Raw genomic sequence first — 17,285 nt, forward strand, 5'->3', positions numbered from 1 at the left:
GCCGTTCGTCTCCCCGATCTCGATGCGTGATCCATGTCGCGCGAGGCTCCACCCGACGGGCTGAGACAGGAACAGGAGTGACGTGACGAGTGTCTTCACCGACGCCGCCCCGCGGTCCACTCCCCGACTGAACCTGGCGAGCGGCAGCGAGGCCGCGTTCAGCGTCGGCTCCTCCTGGAGCCTCCCGTCATTGTCGCTGCCGACCTGGGTGCACCGGCCGATCTCGGCGGCCCGCGCGACCCTCGTCAAGTCGCTCGTCATGACCGTCGCGATCGCCGCGATCCTGGCCGGCGTGGTCACGGTGACGCAGACCTCGACCGCCGGTGCGTCCGCGATCTCCGCCGCCGACTTCGCACCGGCGGCCTCCTCCGTCCCGACGATGACGGCCGCCGCCTTCACCACCGCCTACGCCGGGGATCTCGCCGCGGCGGCGACGACCCTCACGACGATGTCCTCATCGCAGGTCGCGCAGCTGTGGACCGAGCTCGCTCCTGGATACCGCGCACTGCTCATCACCGGTTACCCGGCGGTCATCGGCAACCTCGAGGGTGTCGCCTACACGGACCGGGCGACGGCCAACGTCTCCCGGCTCGCCGGCCTCCTCGCCGACACCGAGGCGAGCTACCGCTCGCTGACGGTGAGCAGCGACCAGGTCGACGGGCAGGCGGACTCGGCGGCCCTCGCCACGACCCTGTCGCGCCTGGACGCGATCAAGCTGCTCGCCGACCGGTACGCACCGGACGCGATCGCCGCCCGCCTCCAGCCCGAGTACCTGATCACGTTGCAGGCGGGCGGCTCCGGACCCCCGCGGGTCGCGGTCGCCGTCGGAGACGTGGACACCGCCGCCTACGTCACGGTGCTCGTCCCCGGGATGAACAGCAGCGCCCTCGAACTCGACGACTACCTGCGCGGGGCGAAGCGCATCCAGACCGCCGCAGCCGACAGTGCGGTCATCCTCTGGATCGGCGGACACAGCCCGAGCGCACTCGAGGTGCCGTCGAACGACCGGGCCATCGAGGGGGCTCCCCTGCTCGCCGGGGTGCTCGCCGGATACGACGCCGTCCGTTCCGCTCACGGCGTCGTCTCCCGGTTGAGCGTCGTGGCGCACTCCTACGGCACGGCGACGGCCTCGCTCGCGTTGGCGTCCGGCGACTATCACGTCGACGACTTCGTCATGCTCGGTTCGGCCGGCATCCCGACGGAGATCAGGATCGACGATCTGCACGTCCCGGCCGGCCGCGTGTACGCCTCCCAGGCGAGCGCCGACACCCTCGCCGGTCTCGGCCAGCTCCTGTCCGGTCGAGCCGACCCCGCGACGAGCTCCTGGGGCGCGACCACCTTCGGTTCGGACGGGCTGACGCTCGGCGACGGCGACCACCTCGGCGCCGTCGAGGGACACAACGCGGTCGGGTCGAGCAACGCCGACGACCGGGGCAAGTACCTCGGGCCGGCCACCGAGAGCCTCTACGCCATCCAGCGCATCGTCACGGGTCAGGCCTCGGCGGTCGCCGACCTGACGACGCCCGTATCGCCCCACCAGCGCACCTCCGTGCCGGACGCCGCGGGCGCCGGGGCGGGCGCGTCCACGACGAGCACCTCCACCACCGCCTCCGCTTCCGCCTCGGCCGCGGCGCTCCTCGCCACGCGCTAGTCGACGGCCCTCCACAGGCACCCGGAGCAGGGACCTCTCCACAGATCTGTGTCGGCCCGCCCCTGCGCCGAGGGAACCGGGTAACGTCGTTGACATACCGACATACGCCTTCGTAGGCTCGGCTCATGCGAACGACCATCCGACTCGCCGACGAGTTCTACGAGGCCGTCCGCGAGCACGCCTCGCAGGAGGGGAAGACCGTCACCGCCTACATCGAAGAGGCCCTGCGCGCGAAGCTGGCCGCAGCGGCCGCGCCGCCCGAGCGGGAACCCTACAAGGTCGTGCCGTACGGCGGGGGAGGACCCCGCCCAGGAATCGACCTCACGAACAACGCGCAACTCGAGGACATCATGGACGGTTTCGAGTGAAGGTGGTCGACACCAACGTCCTCATCGGCGCGTTCCGACCCGATTCACAACACCACCGCACGCTCGCAACCTGGTTGGAAGATGCCGTCCGATCGAGAGAACCCCTGGGCGTCAGCGAAGCCGTGCTCGCGGGGTACATCCGGATCGTGACCCAGCGTCGGATCTTCGTCGATCCCACTCCGATCTCCATCGCGCTCGAGCAGATGCAGCGACTCCGCGACGAGCCCGGCGTTCAGGTCGTCCGCCCTGGCCCGTCGTTCTGGACGGTCTTCACCTCGCTCTGTGCAGCGGTCGAGGCCCAAGGCAACCTCGTCTCGGACGCGGCCCACGCCGCACTCGCGATCGAACACCGGGCCACCTTCGTCACGCTCGATCGCGACTTCGCGCGCTTCCCCGACCTCCGCTGGGAATCGCCACTCGCCACGGGTCAAGCGCCTTCCTGACATCGGTCGTTCCTGCCAGACTGGTGCGATGAACGATCGCGCAGGTACCCCCGCCACCGAAGCAGATCTGATCGACGTCCCGTCGCTCATCGACGCGTACTACACGCTGAAGCCGGACGTCTCGATCCCCGAGCAGCGGGTGGTGTTCGGCACCTCCGGCCACCGCGGCTCCTCGCTGAACACCGCGTTCAACCAGGACCACATCGCCGCCACCACGCAGGCGATCGTCGAGTACCGCGCGAGCCAGGGGATCACCGGGCCGCTCTTCATCGGCTCCGACACCCACGCGCTCAGCGGGCCGGCGCAGACGACCGCCCTCGAGGTCCTGGTCGCCAACGGTGTGCGCGTCCTGGTCGACGAGTTCGACGACTTCGTGCCGACCCCTGCGCTCAGCCACGCGATCCTCAAGTACAACGCCGAAGGCAACGGCGACCAGGCGGACGGCATCGTCGTCACGCCCAGCCACAACCCGCCGGCCGACGGCGGCTTCAAGTACAACCCCCCGCACGGCGGACCTGCCGACTCCGACGCGACCTCCTGGATCGCGAACCGCGCCAACGAGCTCATCGCCGGTGGGCTGCACGATGTCAAGATGGCGGAACCGTCTGCCGTCGAGACGTACGACTTCCGCGGCAACTACGTCGACGACCTGAAGCACATCATCAACCTCGACGCCATCAAGCGCAGCGGGATCCGCATCGGTGCCGACCCCCTCGGCGGTGCGAGCGTCCACTACTGGCAGGCGATCGCCGACCGCTACGAGATCGACCTCACCGTCGTGAACCCGCACGTCGACCCGGCCTGGGCGTTCATGACGCTCGACTGGGACGGCAAGATCCGCATGGACCCGTCGTCGCCCTCCGCCATGGCGGCACTCGTCGCACGACGCGACGAGTTCGACCTCCTCACCGGCAATGACGCCGACGCGGACCGCCACGGCATCGTCACGCCCGACGCCGGGCTCATGAACCCCAACCATTACCTCGCCGTCGCGATCGACTACCTCTACGCGAACCGGCCAGGTTGGCGCGAGGACGCAGCCGTGGGCAAGACCCTCGTGTCGTCGTCGGTCGTCGACCGCGTGGCCGAATCCCTCGGACGCCGCCTCTGGGAGGTCCCGGTCGGCTTCAAGTGGTTCGTTCCCGGTCTCGTCGACGGCTCGGTCGGCTTCGGTGGCGAGGAGAGCGCCGGCGCGAGCTTCCTCCGCTTCGACGGCTCGGTGTGGACCACCGACAAGGACGGCATCCTCCTCTGCCTGCTCGCCGCCGAGATCCTCGCCGTGACGGGCAAGACCCCTTCGGTGCTCTACCGGGAGCTGACCGAGCGCTTCGGCGACCCCGTGTATGAGCGCGTCGACGCCGCCGCCTCGAAGGAACAGAAGGCGCGGCTCGGCAAGCTCGACGGCGACGCCATCACGGCGACCGAGCTCGCCGGCGACCCGATCGTCGCGAAGCTCAGTCACGCGCCGGGCAACGACGCGGCCATCGGCGGCGTCAAGGTCGTGACCGAGCACGCGTGGTTCGCCGCTCGTCCGTCCGGCACCGAGGACGTCTACAAGATCTACGCCGAGTCGTTCAAGGGCGCGGAGCACCTCAAGCTCGTCCAGGCGGAGGCGAAGCAGATCGTCGACGCCGCCCTCGGCGCCTAGGCAGCCGACGCCTCGACGGGCTCGGTGAGCGGACACACGCTCGCCGAGCCCGTCGCCTGCATCCGGGCCTGTCGCCTGCATCCGGGCCTGTCGAGGGACGTGCCGACCCCCGGTCCCTGAGCCCGCTCCGCCCCGGTCCCTGAGCCTGTCGAAGGGCTAGTTCAGGTACCCGGGAGCCGCCGGGAGCCCGAAGAACTCCTCGAGCGTTGTCACGCCCGTGTTGTGCATCTCGGTCGCGAGCGGCACGCCGATGTAGCGGTAGTGCCATGGCTCGAACGAGAAGCCGGTGACGTCGACCTTGTCGGCCGGGTACCGCAGGAGGAACCCGAAGCGGTAGGCGTTCGCGGCGAGCCACTGGCCCTCCGCCGTGTCGCCGAAGCAGGTGTTGAGCGAGCAGTTGCCGCTCTCGGCACCGATGTCCATCGTCCAGCCGGTCTGGTGCTCGCTGTAGCCGGGGCGTGCGGTCGTCGAGTCGTCGGGTTCACTGTTGTACACCGACACCTGGCTCGAGTAGCTGCGGTACGCGCTGTTCGAGGCGAGCGACAGGCCGGCCTCGGCGGAGGCTGTGTCGAACAGCTGCACGATCGCGGCGGCGGCCTCGGCACGCAACAGCGGGTCCCACGTGTGGGCGACGGGGACGGACACGAGGTCCGGTGGTGTGTAGTCGACCGGGTTCAGCGGCCGGGTCTTGTTGACGACCACCCACGGGCTCAGCGGGTCGTCGATCGAGTAGGCGGCCTTGTCGAACGCCGGCGGGGCTGGAGGCGCGACCGGAACCGTCTCCGTCGGCGTCGGCGTGGGGGTCGGCGTCGGGGTGACGGACGGGGTCGCGCTCGGCGTCTTCGTGGCGGCGGCCGGGGTGGGCGTGGCGCCGCCGGCGATGTTCACGACGAGCACCACGAGCAGGATCGCGAGCGCGGCGGCCAGGACGCTCAACGCGATCACGCGGTTGCGTCGGACGCGCCGCGAAACCGGGCGTCGGTGGGAGGGCTGGTGGGCTGCGGTCACACGTCGAGCCTAACCGCGACACGGCGCATGCGCCTCTGCCACACTGTCGACAGGCTTGCACACCGGACGAGGGGCCCGACCATGACCGCAGGGACGCCAGCACACCACGCGCCGACGCACCGGAAGCGCCCGCGATTCCGTCGGCTCCTGACCGCGGCCGCCGTCGTGATCGGTCTCGGCCTCGTCGTCGCGGTCATCGCGGCCATCACCCCGTGGCCGTCCGCGCTCCTCATCCGCTCGGTGTTCGAACGCGGCGGTGCTGCGACGGTCGCCGAGATGGAACCGTACGTCCCCGACACGAAGCTCACGGAGTTCCGCGACATCGCGTACGCGGCACCGAGCGGCGGCCGACCACAGGTGGACACCACCCTCGACGTCTTCACCCCAGCGGACGGCACCGAACCGCTGACCACGATCGTCTGGATCCACGGCGGCGCCTGGATCTCCGGCGAGAAGGGCAACGTCGAGCCCTACCTCCGCATCCTCGCAGCAGCGGGGTACACGACGATCGCGGTCAACTACACGATCGCTCCCGAGGCCGTCTATCCGACGGCCGTGAACCAACTCAACGACGCCCTCGCGTACATCTCGGAGCACGCCGCCGAGTGGAACGGGAACCCGGACCGCCTCGTGCTCGCGGGCGACTCAGCGGGATCGCAGCTCGCCAGCCAGCTCGCCGTCCTCACGACCAACCCGGACTACGCGACGCTGTCGGGCATGACCCCTGGTATCGACGCCGACCAGCTCGTCGGGACGATCCTCAACTGCGGGGTCTACGACCTGCCGGCGATGGCCGAGCTCGACGGCATCGGCGCCTGGGGCCTCCAGACCGCCCTCTGGGCCTACGCGGGTACGAAGGACTGGTCGGAGACGTCGACCGGCGCGCTCATGTCGACGATCGACTTCGTCACCGCCGACTTCCCGCCGACCTTCATCACCGGCGGGAACGGCGACGCGCTCACCTGGTTGCAGTCGGTCCCGATGAGCAGCGCCCTCGAGGACGCCGGCGTCGACGTCACGAAGCTGTTCTGGGCCGCTGACCACGAGCCGGCACTCCCCCACGAGTACCAGTTCCACCTCGACCTCGACGACGCCCACGTGGCACTCGCGGCCACCCTGGACTACCTCGCGGCGCTCGACGCGAACCTCGACGCAGCGCCGACCACCACGCCCTGACCGAAGCGGTTGCCGCGGAACTTGCGCCGGGTGTAAGTTTGCACACTACGCAAAATCCCCAACGTCGGTGCGCCTGCAAACCGGCGCGCCCAGAGTCGAACGAGACCGCATGTCATCCAGTTCCCCCGCCTCGACCGAGCCGTCGGGATCCGCCCCCGTCCTCAGTCACCGGCAGATCCTCTTCATCATCTTCGGCCTCATGGCCGGGATGTTCCTCTCCGCACTCGACCAGACCATCGTCGGCACCTCGATGCGCACGATCGCCGACGACCTCGACGGCATGGCCCTCCAGGCGTGGGTCACCACCGCGTACCTGATCACCTCGACCGTCTCGACGCCGATCTACGGCAAGCTGTCCGACATCTTCGGCCGCCGCCCGCTGTTCATCATCGCGATCTCGATCTTCCTCATCGGCTCGCTCCTCGCCGGCATGTCCGGTTCGATGTACGAGCTGGCGATCTTCCGCGCCATCCAGGGCCTCGGTGCCGGCGGCCTCATGGCCCTGCCGCTGACGATCATGGGCGACATGCTGGCTCCGCGCGAGCGCGCCAAGTACCAGGGGTACTTCCTCGCGGTGTTCGGCGTCTCGAGCGTCATCGGCCCGCTCATCGGCGGCCTGTTCGCCGGTGCCCCCGAGTTGCTGTTCATCACCGGTTGGCGCTGGGTGTTCCTCATCAACCTGCCGATCGGCGTCATCGCACTCGCGATCGTCCTCCGCTTCCTGCACATCCCGCACCCCCGCCACAGCGTCCGCATCGACTGGTGGGGCGCCGCAACGGTCGTCCTCGCCGTCGTGCCGTTGCTGCTCGTCGCCGAGCAGGGCCGCATCTGGGGCTGGGCCTCGGCCGGGTCCATCGCCTGCTACGCCATCGGGGTCGCCGGCATCATCGGGTTCATCCTCGTCGAACGGGCCATGGGCGACGATGCGCTCATCCCGTTGAAGCTCTTCAAGAACTCGACCTTCCGGGTCGCCACCATCCTCGGCGTGCTCGTCGGGTTCGGCATGTTCGGCGCGATGATGACGGTGCCGCTGTTCCTGCAGCTCGTCGAAGGCGCGACGCCGACCGAGTCCGGTCTGCTGATGCTGCCGATGATCCTCGGCCTCATGATCTCGTCGATCGCGAGCGGTCAGATCATCGCGCGGACCGGCAAGTACAAGGCGTTCCCGATCGTCGGGACCTTCCTGCTCCTGAGCGGCTTCTTCTACTTCAGCTTCGCGACGGCCGACAAGCCCGTCTGGTGGATGATGGGCGGCATGCTGCTCGTCGGCCTCGGACTCGGCCAGCTGATGCAGACGCTGACGATCGCCAGCCAGAACGCCGTCGAGGCACGCGACATCGGGGTGGCGACGAGCTCGTCGACCTTCTTCCGTCAGATCGGTGGAACGCTGGGCACGGCCGTGATCTTCTCCGTGCTCTACACGCGGATCCCGACGACCATCGCGGCGGCGTTCGCCGACCCGACGCTCAGCGAGCGGGTCCGGGCTGCGGCGCAGGACCCGGCCGTGCTGTCGGACCCGGCGAACGAGGGCATCCTCAAGGTGCTGCAGCGGGCGCAGGAGAACAGCGGCTCGGCCGGTTCCGCGCTCGACGGCGACACCTCGTTCCTCGTCGGTGCGAACCACGACCTGGCCGCGCCGTTCCTCACGGGGTTCGCGGATGCGACCGTGACCGTGTTCTGGGTGAGCTTCGCGGTGGTCGCCGTCGCGTTCGTGCTGAGCTGGTTCCTCAAGGCGCCGCCGCTGCGGGCGAAGTCCGCGCTGCAGGAGCGCACCGACGCCCAGGCTGCGGAGGACGCCGAGGACGAGTTGTCGCTCGCCGCCCAGCGTGCCGCCGAGCTGGCGGGGTCGCAGCTGTCACCCGACACGGCGAGCAACCGCGTCGTCGATCCGCCCGCCCGTCGCTGACCGTCGTTCGGCGGTTCGCCAGCGCACCGCGCTGACGTGAGCGCGGGGTGACCGCCGCCGGCGCACCGCGCTGACGGGTCATCCGGGTGTCAGCGCGGTGCGCTGACGTGACCGCTGTCGAATCGGCGTCACCGCGACCCCAGCGCGTGAGCGCGCCCCTCCGGAGGGGCGCGCCCACGCCGCAGACCCGCGCTCGCATCAGCGCACCGCGCTGGCGCCACACCCCACCCACACATCAGACCGGCATGAGAGCGCTCTCAGCAGGCGATAGCATGGGCGTGCACCCAGCCACGAGGAGCTTCGATGACGCACGCCCCCCAGCCCACCACCCGTCCGGCCCTGATCCTGCCGCCGTTCCTCTGGGGTTCCGCCACCGCGGCCGCCCAGGTCGAGGGAGCAGCGCACAAGGACGGCAAGGAGGACTCCATCTGGGACGCCTTCGCCCGGGTGCCCGGCGCGATCGCCAACGGTGACGACCTCGAGGTCGCCGTCGACCACTACCACCGCACCGCCGGCGACGTCGCGATCATGTCCGAGCTGGGCCTCGACGCCTACCGCTTCTCCACGAGCTGGGCGCGCATCAAGCCGGGCGACCGCGACGTCAACCCCGCCGGCCTCGACTTCTACAGCCGTCTCGTCGACCAGCTCCTCGACGCCGGCATCCTCCCCTGGCTCACCCTGTACCACTGGGACCTCCCGCAGGCGCTCGAGGAGCAGGGAGGCTGGACGAACCGCGACACCGCCCTGCGCTTCGTCGACTACGCCGAGGCCACCTACGAGGCGCTCGGCGACCGCGTCCAGCACTGGACGACCTTCAACGAACCGTTCTGCTCCTCCCTGCTCGGCTACGCCGTCGGCGTGCACGCACCCGGCCGCCGCGACGAGGCCGCCGCGCTCGCCGCCATCCACCACCAGCACCTCGCCCACGGCCTCGCCACCACGCGCCTCCGCGAGCTCGGTGCCGAGCAGATCGGCATCACCCTCAACCTCACTAATGCGATCCCGGCGGACCCCACCGACCCGGCCGACGTCGACGCCGCCCGCCGCGTCGACGGGATCATGAACCGCATCTTCCTCGAACCGATCGTCCTCGGCGCGTACCCGGCCGACGTCGCCCACGACCTCGAGGGCCTCGGCCTCGACACGCTCGTCCACGACGGCGACCTCGAGACCATCTCCGCCCCGATCGACTTCCTCGGCGTCAACCACTACCACGACGACCTCGTGTCGGGTCACCCCGACGACTCCGGCGCCGACGGCGGCCACTCCGGCGCGACCGAGCGCGAGGCCGGTTCGCCGTGGCTCGCCTCGCCCGACATCTCCTTCCCGAGCCGTGGACTCCCACGCACCGCGATGGACTGGGAGGTGCACCCCGCCGGCCTCCGCACCCTGCTCGTCCGGCTCGGCCGCGAGTACCCGACGCTGCCGCCGCTGTACGTCACCGAGAACGGCGCGGCCTACGACGACGTCGTCGCGGAGGACGGCCGCATCCACGACGTCGACCGCGACGCCTTCATCCAGGACCACATCGACCAGGTGGAACTCGCGATCGCCGACGGCGCCGACGTGCGCGGCTACTTCGTCTGGTCACTGCTCGACAACTTCGAGTGGGCATACGGCTACGACAAGCGGTTCGGGATCGTGCGGGTCGACTACGACACGCAGGAGCGCACGATCAAGGACAGCGGACTCGCGTACGCGCGCCGCATCGCCGCCTCGCGTGTGGTGCCCGCCGTGGCGGAGCTTCCCTGACGCAGGAACACTCCGGCGTGTCGATCGAGGGGCCGCGACACGCCGGTCACCTCCTGAGGAGCGGCACCGGCCACGGACGTCCAGACGCCCGGCGATACACTGCACTCGGCACGCTCACCCGCTCGGAAGGGGACGATGATGCAGTCCGGTCAAGGAGCCCCCACGCTCGAGATGGTGGCGGCACGCGCAGGCGTCTCCCGCGCGACCGTGTCGCGCGTCGTCAACGGCTCGCCGAAGGTCACGGCCGAGGTCGTCGCGGTCGTGAACGAGGCGATCGCCGCGCTCGACTACGTCCCGAACCGCGCCGCTCGGTCGCTGGCCTCCCGCCGGACCCAGGTCATCGCGCTCGTCGTCCCGGAGTCGACCGCCCGGGTGTTCTCGGACCCCTTCTTCGCGTCGGTCGTGCAGGGCGTCGCGCTCGAACTGGCGGAGACCGACTACACGCTCAACCTCCTCATCGCGAGTGAGGCGAACTCCGAGAAGACCCGCCGCTACCTGCTCGGCGGCAACGTCGACGGCGCGCTCGTCGTGTCACACCACAGCGGTGACCACTCGTACACCCGACTCGGCCAGGAGCTCCCGATCGTGTTCGGCGGTCGCCCGATGGGTGCCGACGTCGTCGACAGCACCTACGTCGACGTCGACAACGTCGAGGGCGCGAGGACCGCTGCCCGTCACCTCATCGAGGCCGGCAGGACGCGGATCGCGATGATCGCGGGCCGGCAGGACATGCCGGGTGGGGTCGACCGACTCGCCGGGTGGCGTGCGGAGCTCGAGCTCGCGGGTCTTCCACACGACCTCGTCGAGGTGGGCGACTTCTCCCCGGCCGACGGCGCTGCCGCGATGCGGCGTCTCCTCGCCCGGGGCGTGCCCATCGACGGGCTCTTCGCCGCGAACGACCAGATGGCCGCCGGCGCCTACTCCGTCATCCGCGAGGCCGGCCTGACGATCCCCGGCGACATCGCCGTCGTGGGCTACGACGACGACCGCTACGGTGAGACCGCCGCACCGCCGCTCACGACGATCGCGCAGTCGCCCGTCGACCTCGGCGCCGAGATGGCGAGGGTGCTGGTCCGTCGCCTCGCGGGCGAGCCGGTCGAGCGCGTCACGATGATGCCGACCCGCCTCGTTCCGCGCGCCTCCGTCTGACCCTCCCCGCCAGCCCGCGAACTGTCACCAGACGACAGTCCCGGGCGCAGCGACTGTGCTGAACTGACAGTTCGCGGGCTAGGAGAGGCGGGCGCGGATGATCTCGAGCGCCTGCGGGTTCTCGTCGACGAGGACGTACCGACGACCGAGCGCCTTCGCGACCGCCCCCGTCGTGCCGCTGCCGGCGAAGAAGTCGAGCACCCAGTCGCCCTCGCGGGAGGACGCCTGCACGATACGACGTAGGATTCCCTCCGGCTTCTGGGTCGGGTACCCGGTCTTCTCGCGACCGGTCGGCGACACGATCGTGTGCCACCAGACGTCGGTGGGCAGCTTGCCGCGCGCCGCCTTCTCCGCAGTGACGAGCCCGGGCGCCATGTAGGGCTCGCGATCGACGGTCGCGTTGTCGAAGTGGTACCCCTTCGGGTCCTTCACGTAGACGAGGATCGTGTCGTGCTTCGTCGGCCAGCGGCTCTGAGCCTTCGCGCCGTAGTCGTAGGCCCAGATGATCTCGTTGAGGAAGCACTCCCGGCCGAAGAGGGCGTCGAGGAGCACCTTCGCGTAGTGCGCCTCGCGGTAGTCGAGGTGGAGGTAGAGGGTGCCGTCGGCGGCCAGGACGCGCCAGGCCTCGACGAGTCGCGGCTCGAGGAAGCCCCAGTAGTCGTCGAAGGCGTCGTCGAAGCGTCGGAGGTCGCCGCGGATGCGCTCGTACGCCTGCCCTTTGAAGCCGGCGAAACGGTTCACACCGGTCTCAGCGGTGCGCACCGAGGTCGAGGAGTGGCGACGCTGCACCCGCCCGGTGTTGAACGGCGGGTCGAGGTAGATGAGCGTGAACGACTCATCGGGCAGCTGCGCCACGACGTCGAGATTGTCGCCCTCGAGGACGAGGTCGGGGCCGTCCGGGGTCCATCGCAGCGGCACTTCATCGGCTGCTGCGGCGAGGGACATGTGCCTATTCTGGCAGCCAGCAGCCCGCACACCCGGGAAGGAACGATCGGCCCCGCGCGTTGTACCGCGTATGACCACGGAGTTCGCCAACGAGACCGATGCCCAGCGCTACACCATGCACGTCGACGGCCAGCTGGTGAGCGTCGTCGACTACCGGATCTCGGGCGACTCGATCTCGTTCCCCCGCACCTTCACCACGCCGCCCTTCCGCGGCAAGGGGTACGCGGGCGAACTCGTCGCCTACGCGGTCGACGACGTCGAGCAGCACAGCGACCGTCGGATCGTCCCGATGTGCTGGTACGTGGGCGAGTGGTTCGACGCGCACCCCGAGCGTCAGGACCTCCTCACCCGCTCAGCCGGCTAGCCACCAGCGCGTCACCCACCGGCCACCTGACGGTTACGCGCGGGGACTAGCGTCCCGACCATGCAGCAGCTCGTCTCGCACTACGCCCCGCCGCCCGCACTCGACCAGGTCGACGGCTACCAGGTGGTCGACGTCGACGACGACGACCCCATCCTGCTCGACGCCTCCGGCAGCCACATCGACACGTGGCGCGAGGGCTACCCGTACGCCGAGCGCATGTCGCGAGAGCAGTACGAGAGCGACAAGCGACTGCTCCAGATCGAGCTGCTGAAGCTGCAGAACTGGATCAAGGCGAACGACCGTCGGCTGGTCGTCGTGTTCGAGGGACGCGACGCGGCCGGCAAGGGCGGCACGATCAAGCGCTTCACGGAGCACCTCAACCCGCGCGGCGCCCGCGTCGTCGCGCTGGAGAAGCCCACCACCCGCGAGTCCACGCAGTGGTACTTCCAGCGCTATGTCCAGCACCTGCCGGCCGCCGGCGAGATCGTGCTGTTCGACCGGTCCTGGTACAACCGCGCGGGCGTCGAACGCGTGATGGGGTTCTGCACCCCGGCGCAGTACGACGAGTTCATGCGCCAGGCCCCGCTGTTCGAGCAGATGCTCGTCGGTGACGGCGTCGACCTCGTGAAGTTCTGGTTCTCCGTCTCCGCCGACGAGCAGCGCACGCGCTTCGCGATCCGCCAGGTCGACCCGGTGCGACAGTGGAAGCTCTCCCCGATGGACCTGGCCTCACTCGACAAGTGGGGCGACTACACCCGCGCGAAGGAGGCGATGCTCGAGGCGACGGACACGGCCGACGCCCCGTGGACGATCGTCAAGAGCAACGACAAGAAGCGCGCCAGGGTCGAGGCGATGCGGCATGTGCTGCACCGCTTCGACTACGACAACAAGGACCACGAGGTCGTCGGCACGCCCGACACCAACATCGTCGGGCCAGCGGCCTCGGTCTACGAACGCGGCGAGCGCAACCTCGGCGACTGAACCGGGGACGCCGGGCCGCAGCGCCCGCTATCCTCTGGATCATGCAGCCGAAACCGTCACCGTTGCGACGCCTCACCTCGTCGAGCGCGATCTACGGCACCGTCGTCTACGCCGGCCTCGTCGGCGCGTCGAGCGTGTACGAGGAGGACGACGTCGAGCAGGTGCTCATCACGAGTGCGCTGACCCTCATCGTGTTCTGGCTCGCGCACGTCTACTCGGCCGCCCTCGCGCACCACGGTGACGACCGACACGAGGCGTTGGTGACGCTCGGCGCGTCGATCAGGCACGGGTTCCAGGAGTCGTCCGGGATGCTCCTGTCCGCGGTCCTCCCGACGATCCCGCTCGTGTTCGGCGTCGCCGGCGTGCTCAGCCATGAGCACGCCGTGATCCTGGCGTTGCAGGTGTCGACGCTGATGCTCTTCGTACTCGGGTGCGCGGCGTTCGTCGTGCGCGGGTCACGCTGGTGGTGGTGTCTCCTCGGCGGCGTCGCGACGGCCCTGTTCGGGATCGTGATCATCCTGCTCGAGGCCGGCACCCACTAGTTCGGCCCGCGACGGGTCCCGAATGGCCGATGTCGGGCGTCCGGGACCCGCCGTTCGGGCCCCTTCGCGAGCTCAGCGGCGGGCGGCGAGCGCTTTCGCGGACTGCTGCGCGGCGCGACGGACCTCGCGGTCGGGGTCGCGGAGGAGCGCCTCGAGGAGCGGCTTGGCGTCCTCACCACCGACGACGGCGAGCGCCCGGGCTCCGGCAGCGCGCACACGGGCGTGGTCGTCGCTCAGCAGTGGTGCGATCGCGGCGACGTCGCCGACGCGGCGTTCGGCGCAGACGCGTGCGGCCATCTCGCGGACGCGCCAGGCCTGGTTGCCGAGTGCTCCGATGACGGGCGCGGTCGCCGAGTCGTCCCACACGTGCAGCAGGGCGCGGGTGCCCCAGAGCTCGGGCCAGTACAGCGCGGGCGCTCCGCCGAGGATGCCCTCGGCGTGGTGTCCGCCGACGACGCGGAGGAAGTCCTCACCCTCGTAGCGACCGGCGAGGAGGGACACGCAGCGTTCGACGACCCGGATCTCGCTCTCGGCGGCCACCGCGTCGGCGAGCCGCTGCTCGAGGGACGCCTGCGTGGCGGGGGTCGACGGGTCGGGTGTCTCGTTCTGCGCTGTCATCGTCCCCCCCCCCTAGCCCGCGAGCTGTCACCAACGGTGGGTGATGCAGGCCCACCCCCGCCACTGGTGACAGTTCGCGGGCTGCGGCAGGCTACGGGACGCGGGTGAGCCAGGCGTCGGTGGCGAACTTGTCGGTGACGAGCTGCTCGGCGGCGGCGCGCTCGGCATCCGTGACATGGCCAGGGGTCGCGCCGGTGATCTCGACGAAGGTGTCCTTCATGCGATCGATGATCTCGGCCCGCGAGAGCCCGGTCTGGCTGCGGAGCGGGTCGACGCGTTTGGCGGCCGAGGTGGTGCCCTTGTCGCTGAGCTTCTCACGCCCGATGCGGAGCACCTGCGTCATGAGCTCGCCGTCCATGTCGTAGCTCATCGTGACGTGGTGCAGCACGGCGCCGTTCCCGAGCCGCTTCTGCGCGGCACCGCCGATCTTTCCCGACGGGCTCGTGATGTCGTTGAGCGGCTGGTACGTCGCCTCGATGCCGAGCGAACGCAGGGCGACGAGCACCCAGTCGTCGAGGTAGGCGTAGGAGTCGGCGAAGGTCATGCCGTTCACGAGCTCGGCGGGGACGTAGAGCGAGTAGGTGATGATGCCACCGCGCTGCATCATCATCGCGCCACCGCCGGAGACGCGGCGGACGACCTCGAAGCCGTTCGCCTTCGCGTTGTCGAGGTCGACCTCGTTCTTGAGCGACTGGAAGCTGCCGATGACGACCGCCGACTGGTCCCACTCCCAGATGCGGAGCGTCGGACCGCGGCGGCCCTCGCCGACCTCGTTCGTCAGGACCTCGTCGAGCGCGAGGTGGAGTTGCGGCGACACCGAGCCCTCGTGGATGAGCTGCCAGTCGTAGTCGCCCCAGCCCGTCGCCTTCGCGAGGGAGCGGCGAATGGCCGTCGCGACCGCCTCGGGCGTGAACCCGAGGAGCACGGCATCTTCCGGCAGGGCGCCGCGGATGGCGGCGGCGAGACCTGCGGCGTCCGTGGTGGCGGGGAGCCCGGTGACGGCGCGGTCGATCAGCGCGAGCGCATCGTCGGGTTCGAGGAAGAAGTCACCGGCGAGGCGGAAGTCCGCGATGCGGTCGTCGACCACCTCGAGATCGACGACGACGAGCTTGCCACCCGGGACCTTGTACTCACCATGCATGCCCCCAGCCTATTCCTGGACGGCGTCCGGATTCCCCGGAAGGGGAGCCGAACCCCTCAGGAGTCGAAGCCGATGCCGAAGCGGTCCATGACCTTCAGGAGCAGGCCGTCGCGGCCCTCGTTCGCGTCGGAACGGGCGACCGCGCGGCGGACGGTCTGGATCGCGGGGTTCGCGATGGGCTCCGGCGGGATGGGGATCGGTTTGGACCGCACCATCTTCAGGCGGGTCAGCTCGGTCGACTCGCCACTCAGCAGATCGAGCATGACCTTCGCCCCGAAGCGCGTGGCGCCGACCCCGAGTCCGGTGAACCCGGCGCTGTAGGCGACGCGTCCGCGGAGGGCCGTGCCCTGGAACGCCGAGAGCCGCGAACACATGTCGATCATGCCGCCCCACGCGTGGGTGAACCGGATGTCGAGTTGCGGGTAGGTCGTGAAGAAGTGGTCGGCGAGGGTCTCGAACGTCTCGCGGCGCTGATCGTGCTCCGGCCGGATCCTGCCACCCCGGTGGTAGACCGCGTCGAAGCCGCCGTAGAGGATGCGGTCGTCGGCTGACCGGCGGGAGTAGTGGAACTCACGACTCGAATCGGCGATGCCGAAGCGGTCGGTCCAACCGATGCTCTCGAGCTGTTCCGGGGAGAGCGGCTCGGTCATGAGCACGTAGTCGTACACGGGGATCGTCAGCAGCTCCGTGCGTTTGAGGAGCGACGGGAAGCCGTTGGTGGCGAGCGCGACCTGCCGAGCCTGTACCCCGCCCTGCTTCGTGGTCACCGCGACGCCGTCGCCCGAGCGCCGCAGCCGGGTCGCCGGGGTGTGCTCGAAGACCCGCACACCGAGCTCGATGCACGCGCGCTTCAACCCCCAGGCGAGCTTCGCCGGGTGGACGAGCGCGGTGCTCTTCCACTCGCGCTGACCAGCCAGGTACACGGGCGAATGCACGAGCGCCTGGACGGCCTCGCGATCGAGGAACACACCGTCCCCCGACACCTCGCGCAGCGCGTCCACCTGGTGCGGCTCGGTCGCGACGGTGAGCACACCCGTGTGCTCGAACTCGGCGTCGATCCCGAGGCGGTCGAGCGTGGCGACGAACTCGTCGAAGTTCTCGTCCGCCAGGCGATCGAGCTCCGGCAGTTCGTCGGCGAAGTGGCGCTCGCCGTTGTCGACGCCGTGGGTGAGGCTCTCCTCGAAGAAGCCGCCGTTCCGGCCACTCGCCGCCCAGCCGACCTCCTTGCCCTCGATGAGCACGACGTCACGCGAGGGGTCGGCCTCCTTGGCGATGAGCGCCGTCCAGAGTCCGGAATAGCCGCCACCGACGACCAGGAGATCCGCCGTGACCTGGCCGACGAGTCGAGGCTCCGGCGACGGCCGATCAGGGCTGTCGAGCCAGTACGGGACCGTGCTCGCTCCCGCGAGCGACCGCGCGATGCGCTCCGCCGAGTTCCGTCTGCGGTGGCTGTAGGTGGGTCCGTCCGAGGTCACCGGGTCTCCTCTGCGTCGAGTGTGGGTGCCGCGACTGTACCCCGCGGCCTCTGAGCTTGTCACCGGGTGGTGGCGTTCGCTGCCCGTCGACAGGCTCAGGGACCGGAGCGGGCGCTCA

16 protein-coding genes are annotated in these 17,285 nt (G+C 69.9%); 11 read left to right on the forward strand and 5 right to left on the reverse strand.

What is annotated here, in order from left to right:
* The first annotated feature begins 82 nt into the window (after nt 1-82).
* The 4 genes from EAO79_RS01890 to pgm all read left to right on the forward strand — a co-directional run bounded on the left by EAO79_RS01890 (nt 83) and on the right by pgm (nt 4,110).
* On the forward strand, nt 83-1,651 hold the full coding sequence (locus EAO79_RS01890; RefSeq protein ID WP_124767582.1) for an alpha/beta hydrolase: 1,569 nt from the start codon (nt 83-85) through the stop codon (nt 1,649-1,651).
* A gap of 125 nt (nt 1,652-1,776) precedes the next feature.
* Entirely contained in the window at nt 1,777-2,019 is a 243-nt protein-coding gene (locus EAO79_RS01895) for a ribbon-helix-helix protein, CopG family (protein WP_124767583.1), read from the forward strand.
* Nucleotides 2,020-2,021: 2 nt separating this feature from the next.
* Nucleotides 2,022-2,462, forward strand: coding sequence for a type II toxin-antitoxin system VapC family toxin (locus EAO79_RS01900; RefSeq protein WP_241160957.1), 441 nt, complete (start codon nt 2,022-2,024; stop codon nt 2,460-2,462).
* Nucleotides 2,463-2,490: 28 nt separating this feature from the next.
* A complete protein-coding gene (gene pgm, locus EAO79_RS01905) occupies nt 2,491-4,110 on the forward strand; it encodes a phosphoglucomutase (alpha-D-glucose-1,6-bisphosphate-dependent) (protein WP_079706448.1) in 1,620 nt (539 codons plus the stop codon).
* 156 nt (nt 4,111-4,266) lie between these two features.
* Here pgm and EAO79_RS01910 read toward each other — a convergent pair whose 3' ends face one another.
* Nucleotides 4,267-5,118 (reverse strand): M15 family metallopeptidase, encoded by an 852-nt coding sequence (locus EAO79_RS01910; protein ID WP_229939707.1) that lies wholly within the window; start codon nt 5,116-5,118, stop codon nt 4,267-4,269.
* An 81-nt stretch (nt 5,119-5,199) separates the two neighbouring features.
* Between EAO79_RS01910 and EAO79_RS01915 the strand changes: the two genes are divergently transcribed.
* The 4 genes from EAO79_RS01915 (at nt 5,200) to EAO79_RS01930 (ending at nt 11,101) form a co-directional block, all read left to right on the forward strand.
* On the forward strand, nt 5,200-6,294 hold the full coding sequence (locus tag EAO79_RS01915) for an alpha/beta hydrolase (protein WP_124767585.1): 1,095 nt from the start codon (nt 5,200-5,202) through the stop codon (nt 6,292-6,294).
* Nucleotides 6,295-6,403: 109 nt separating this feature from the next.
* The gene (locus EAO79_RS01920) at nt 6,404-8,200 is read left to right on the forward strand and encodes an MDR family MFS transporter (RefSeq protein WP_124767586.1); all 1,797 of its coding nucleotides are present in this window, start codon (nt 6,404-6,406) and stop codon (nt 8,198-8,200) included.
* A gap of 303 nt (nt 8,201-8,503) precedes the next feature.
* Nucleotides 8,504-9,952, forward strand: a complete 1,449-nt coding sequence (locus EAO79_RS01925) for a GH1 family beta-glucosidase (protein ID WP_124767587.1) — start codon at nt 8,504-8,506, stop codon at nt 9,950-9,952.
* 135 nt (nt 9,953-10,087) lie between these two features.
* Entirely contained in the window at nt 10,088-11,101 is a 1,014-nt protein-coding gene (locus tag EAO79_RS01930) for a LacI family DNA-binding transcriptional regulator (protein WP_124767588.1), read from the forward strand.
* Between the two features lie 78 nt (nt 11,102-11,179).
* On the opposite strand, the gene EAO79_RS01935 is transcribed toward EAO79_RS01930, so the two are convergent.
* Entirely contained in the window at nt 11,180-12,046 is an 867-nt protein-coding gene (locus EAO79_RS01935) for a site-specific DNA-methyltransferase (RefSeq protein ID WP_079706442.1), read from the reverse strand.
* Nucleotides 12,047-12,116: 70 nt separating this feature from the next.
* Here EAO79_RS01935 and EAO79_RS01940 point away from each other — a divergent pair, with 70 nt between their 5' ends.
* The 3 genes from EAO79_RS01940 to EAO79_RS01950 are packed head-to-tail and all read left to right on the forward strand — an operon-like array spanning nt 12,117 to nt 13,933.
* Nucleotides 12,117-12,410, forward strand: coding sequence for a GNAT family N-acetyltransferase (locus EAO79_RS01940; protein WP_071260637.1), 294 nt, complete (start codon nt 12,117-12,119; stop codon nt 12,408-12,410).
* A 60-nt stretch (nt 12,411-12,470) separates the two neighbouring features.
* Nucleotides 12,471-13,391 carry a polyphosphate kinase 2 gene (ppk2, locus tag EAO79_RS01945; RefSeq protein WP_124767589.1) on the forward strand — a complete coding sequence of 307 codons (921 nt, stop codon included), beginning with the start codon at nt 12,471-12,473 and terminating at the stop codon, nt 13,389-13,391.
* Nucleotides 13,392-13,432: 41 nt separating this feature from the next.
* On the forward strand, nt 13,433-13,933 hold the full coding sequence (locus tag EAO79_RS01950) for a hypothetical protein (protein ID WP_079706439.1): 501 nt from the start codon (nt 13,433-13,435) through the stop codon (nt 13,931-13,933).
* A gap of 72 nt (nt 13,934-14,005) precedes the next feature.
* Here EAO79_RS01950 and EAO79_RS01955 read toward each other — a convergent pair whose 3' ends face one another.
* The 3 genes from EAO79_RS01955 to EAO79_RS01965 form a co-directional block, all read right to left on the reverse strand.
* The gene (locus tag EAO79_RS01955) at nt 14,006-14,551 is read right to left on the reverse strand and encodes a HEAT repeat domain-containing protein (protein WP_124767590.1); all 546 of its coding nucleotides are present in this window, start codon (nt 14,549-14,551) and stop codon (nt 14,006-14,008) included.
* Between the two features lie 91 nt (nt 14,552-14,642).
* Nucleotides 14,643-15,692, reverse strand: a complete 1,050-nt coding sequence (locus EAO79_RS01960; protein WP_079706437.1) for a biotin/lipoate A/B protein ligase family protein — start codon at nt 15,690-15,692, stop codon at nt 14,643-14,645.
* 56 nt (nt 15,693-15,748) lie between these two features.
* The gene (locus tag EAO79_RS01965) at nt 15,749-17,167 is read right to left on the reverse strand and encodes an FAD-binding oxidoreductase (RefSeq protein WP_241160959.1); all 1,419 of its coding nucleotides are present in this window, start codon (nt 17,165-17,167) and stop codon (nt 15,749-15,751) included.
* Nucleotides 17,168-17,285 lie beyond the last annotated feature (118 nt).

The sequence above is a fragment of the Plantibacter sp. PA-3-X8 genome, assembly GCF_003856975.1.
Taxonomy (GTDB): Bacteria; Actinomycetota; Actinomycetes; order Actinomycetales; family Microbacteriaceae; genus Plantibacter; species Plantibacter auratus.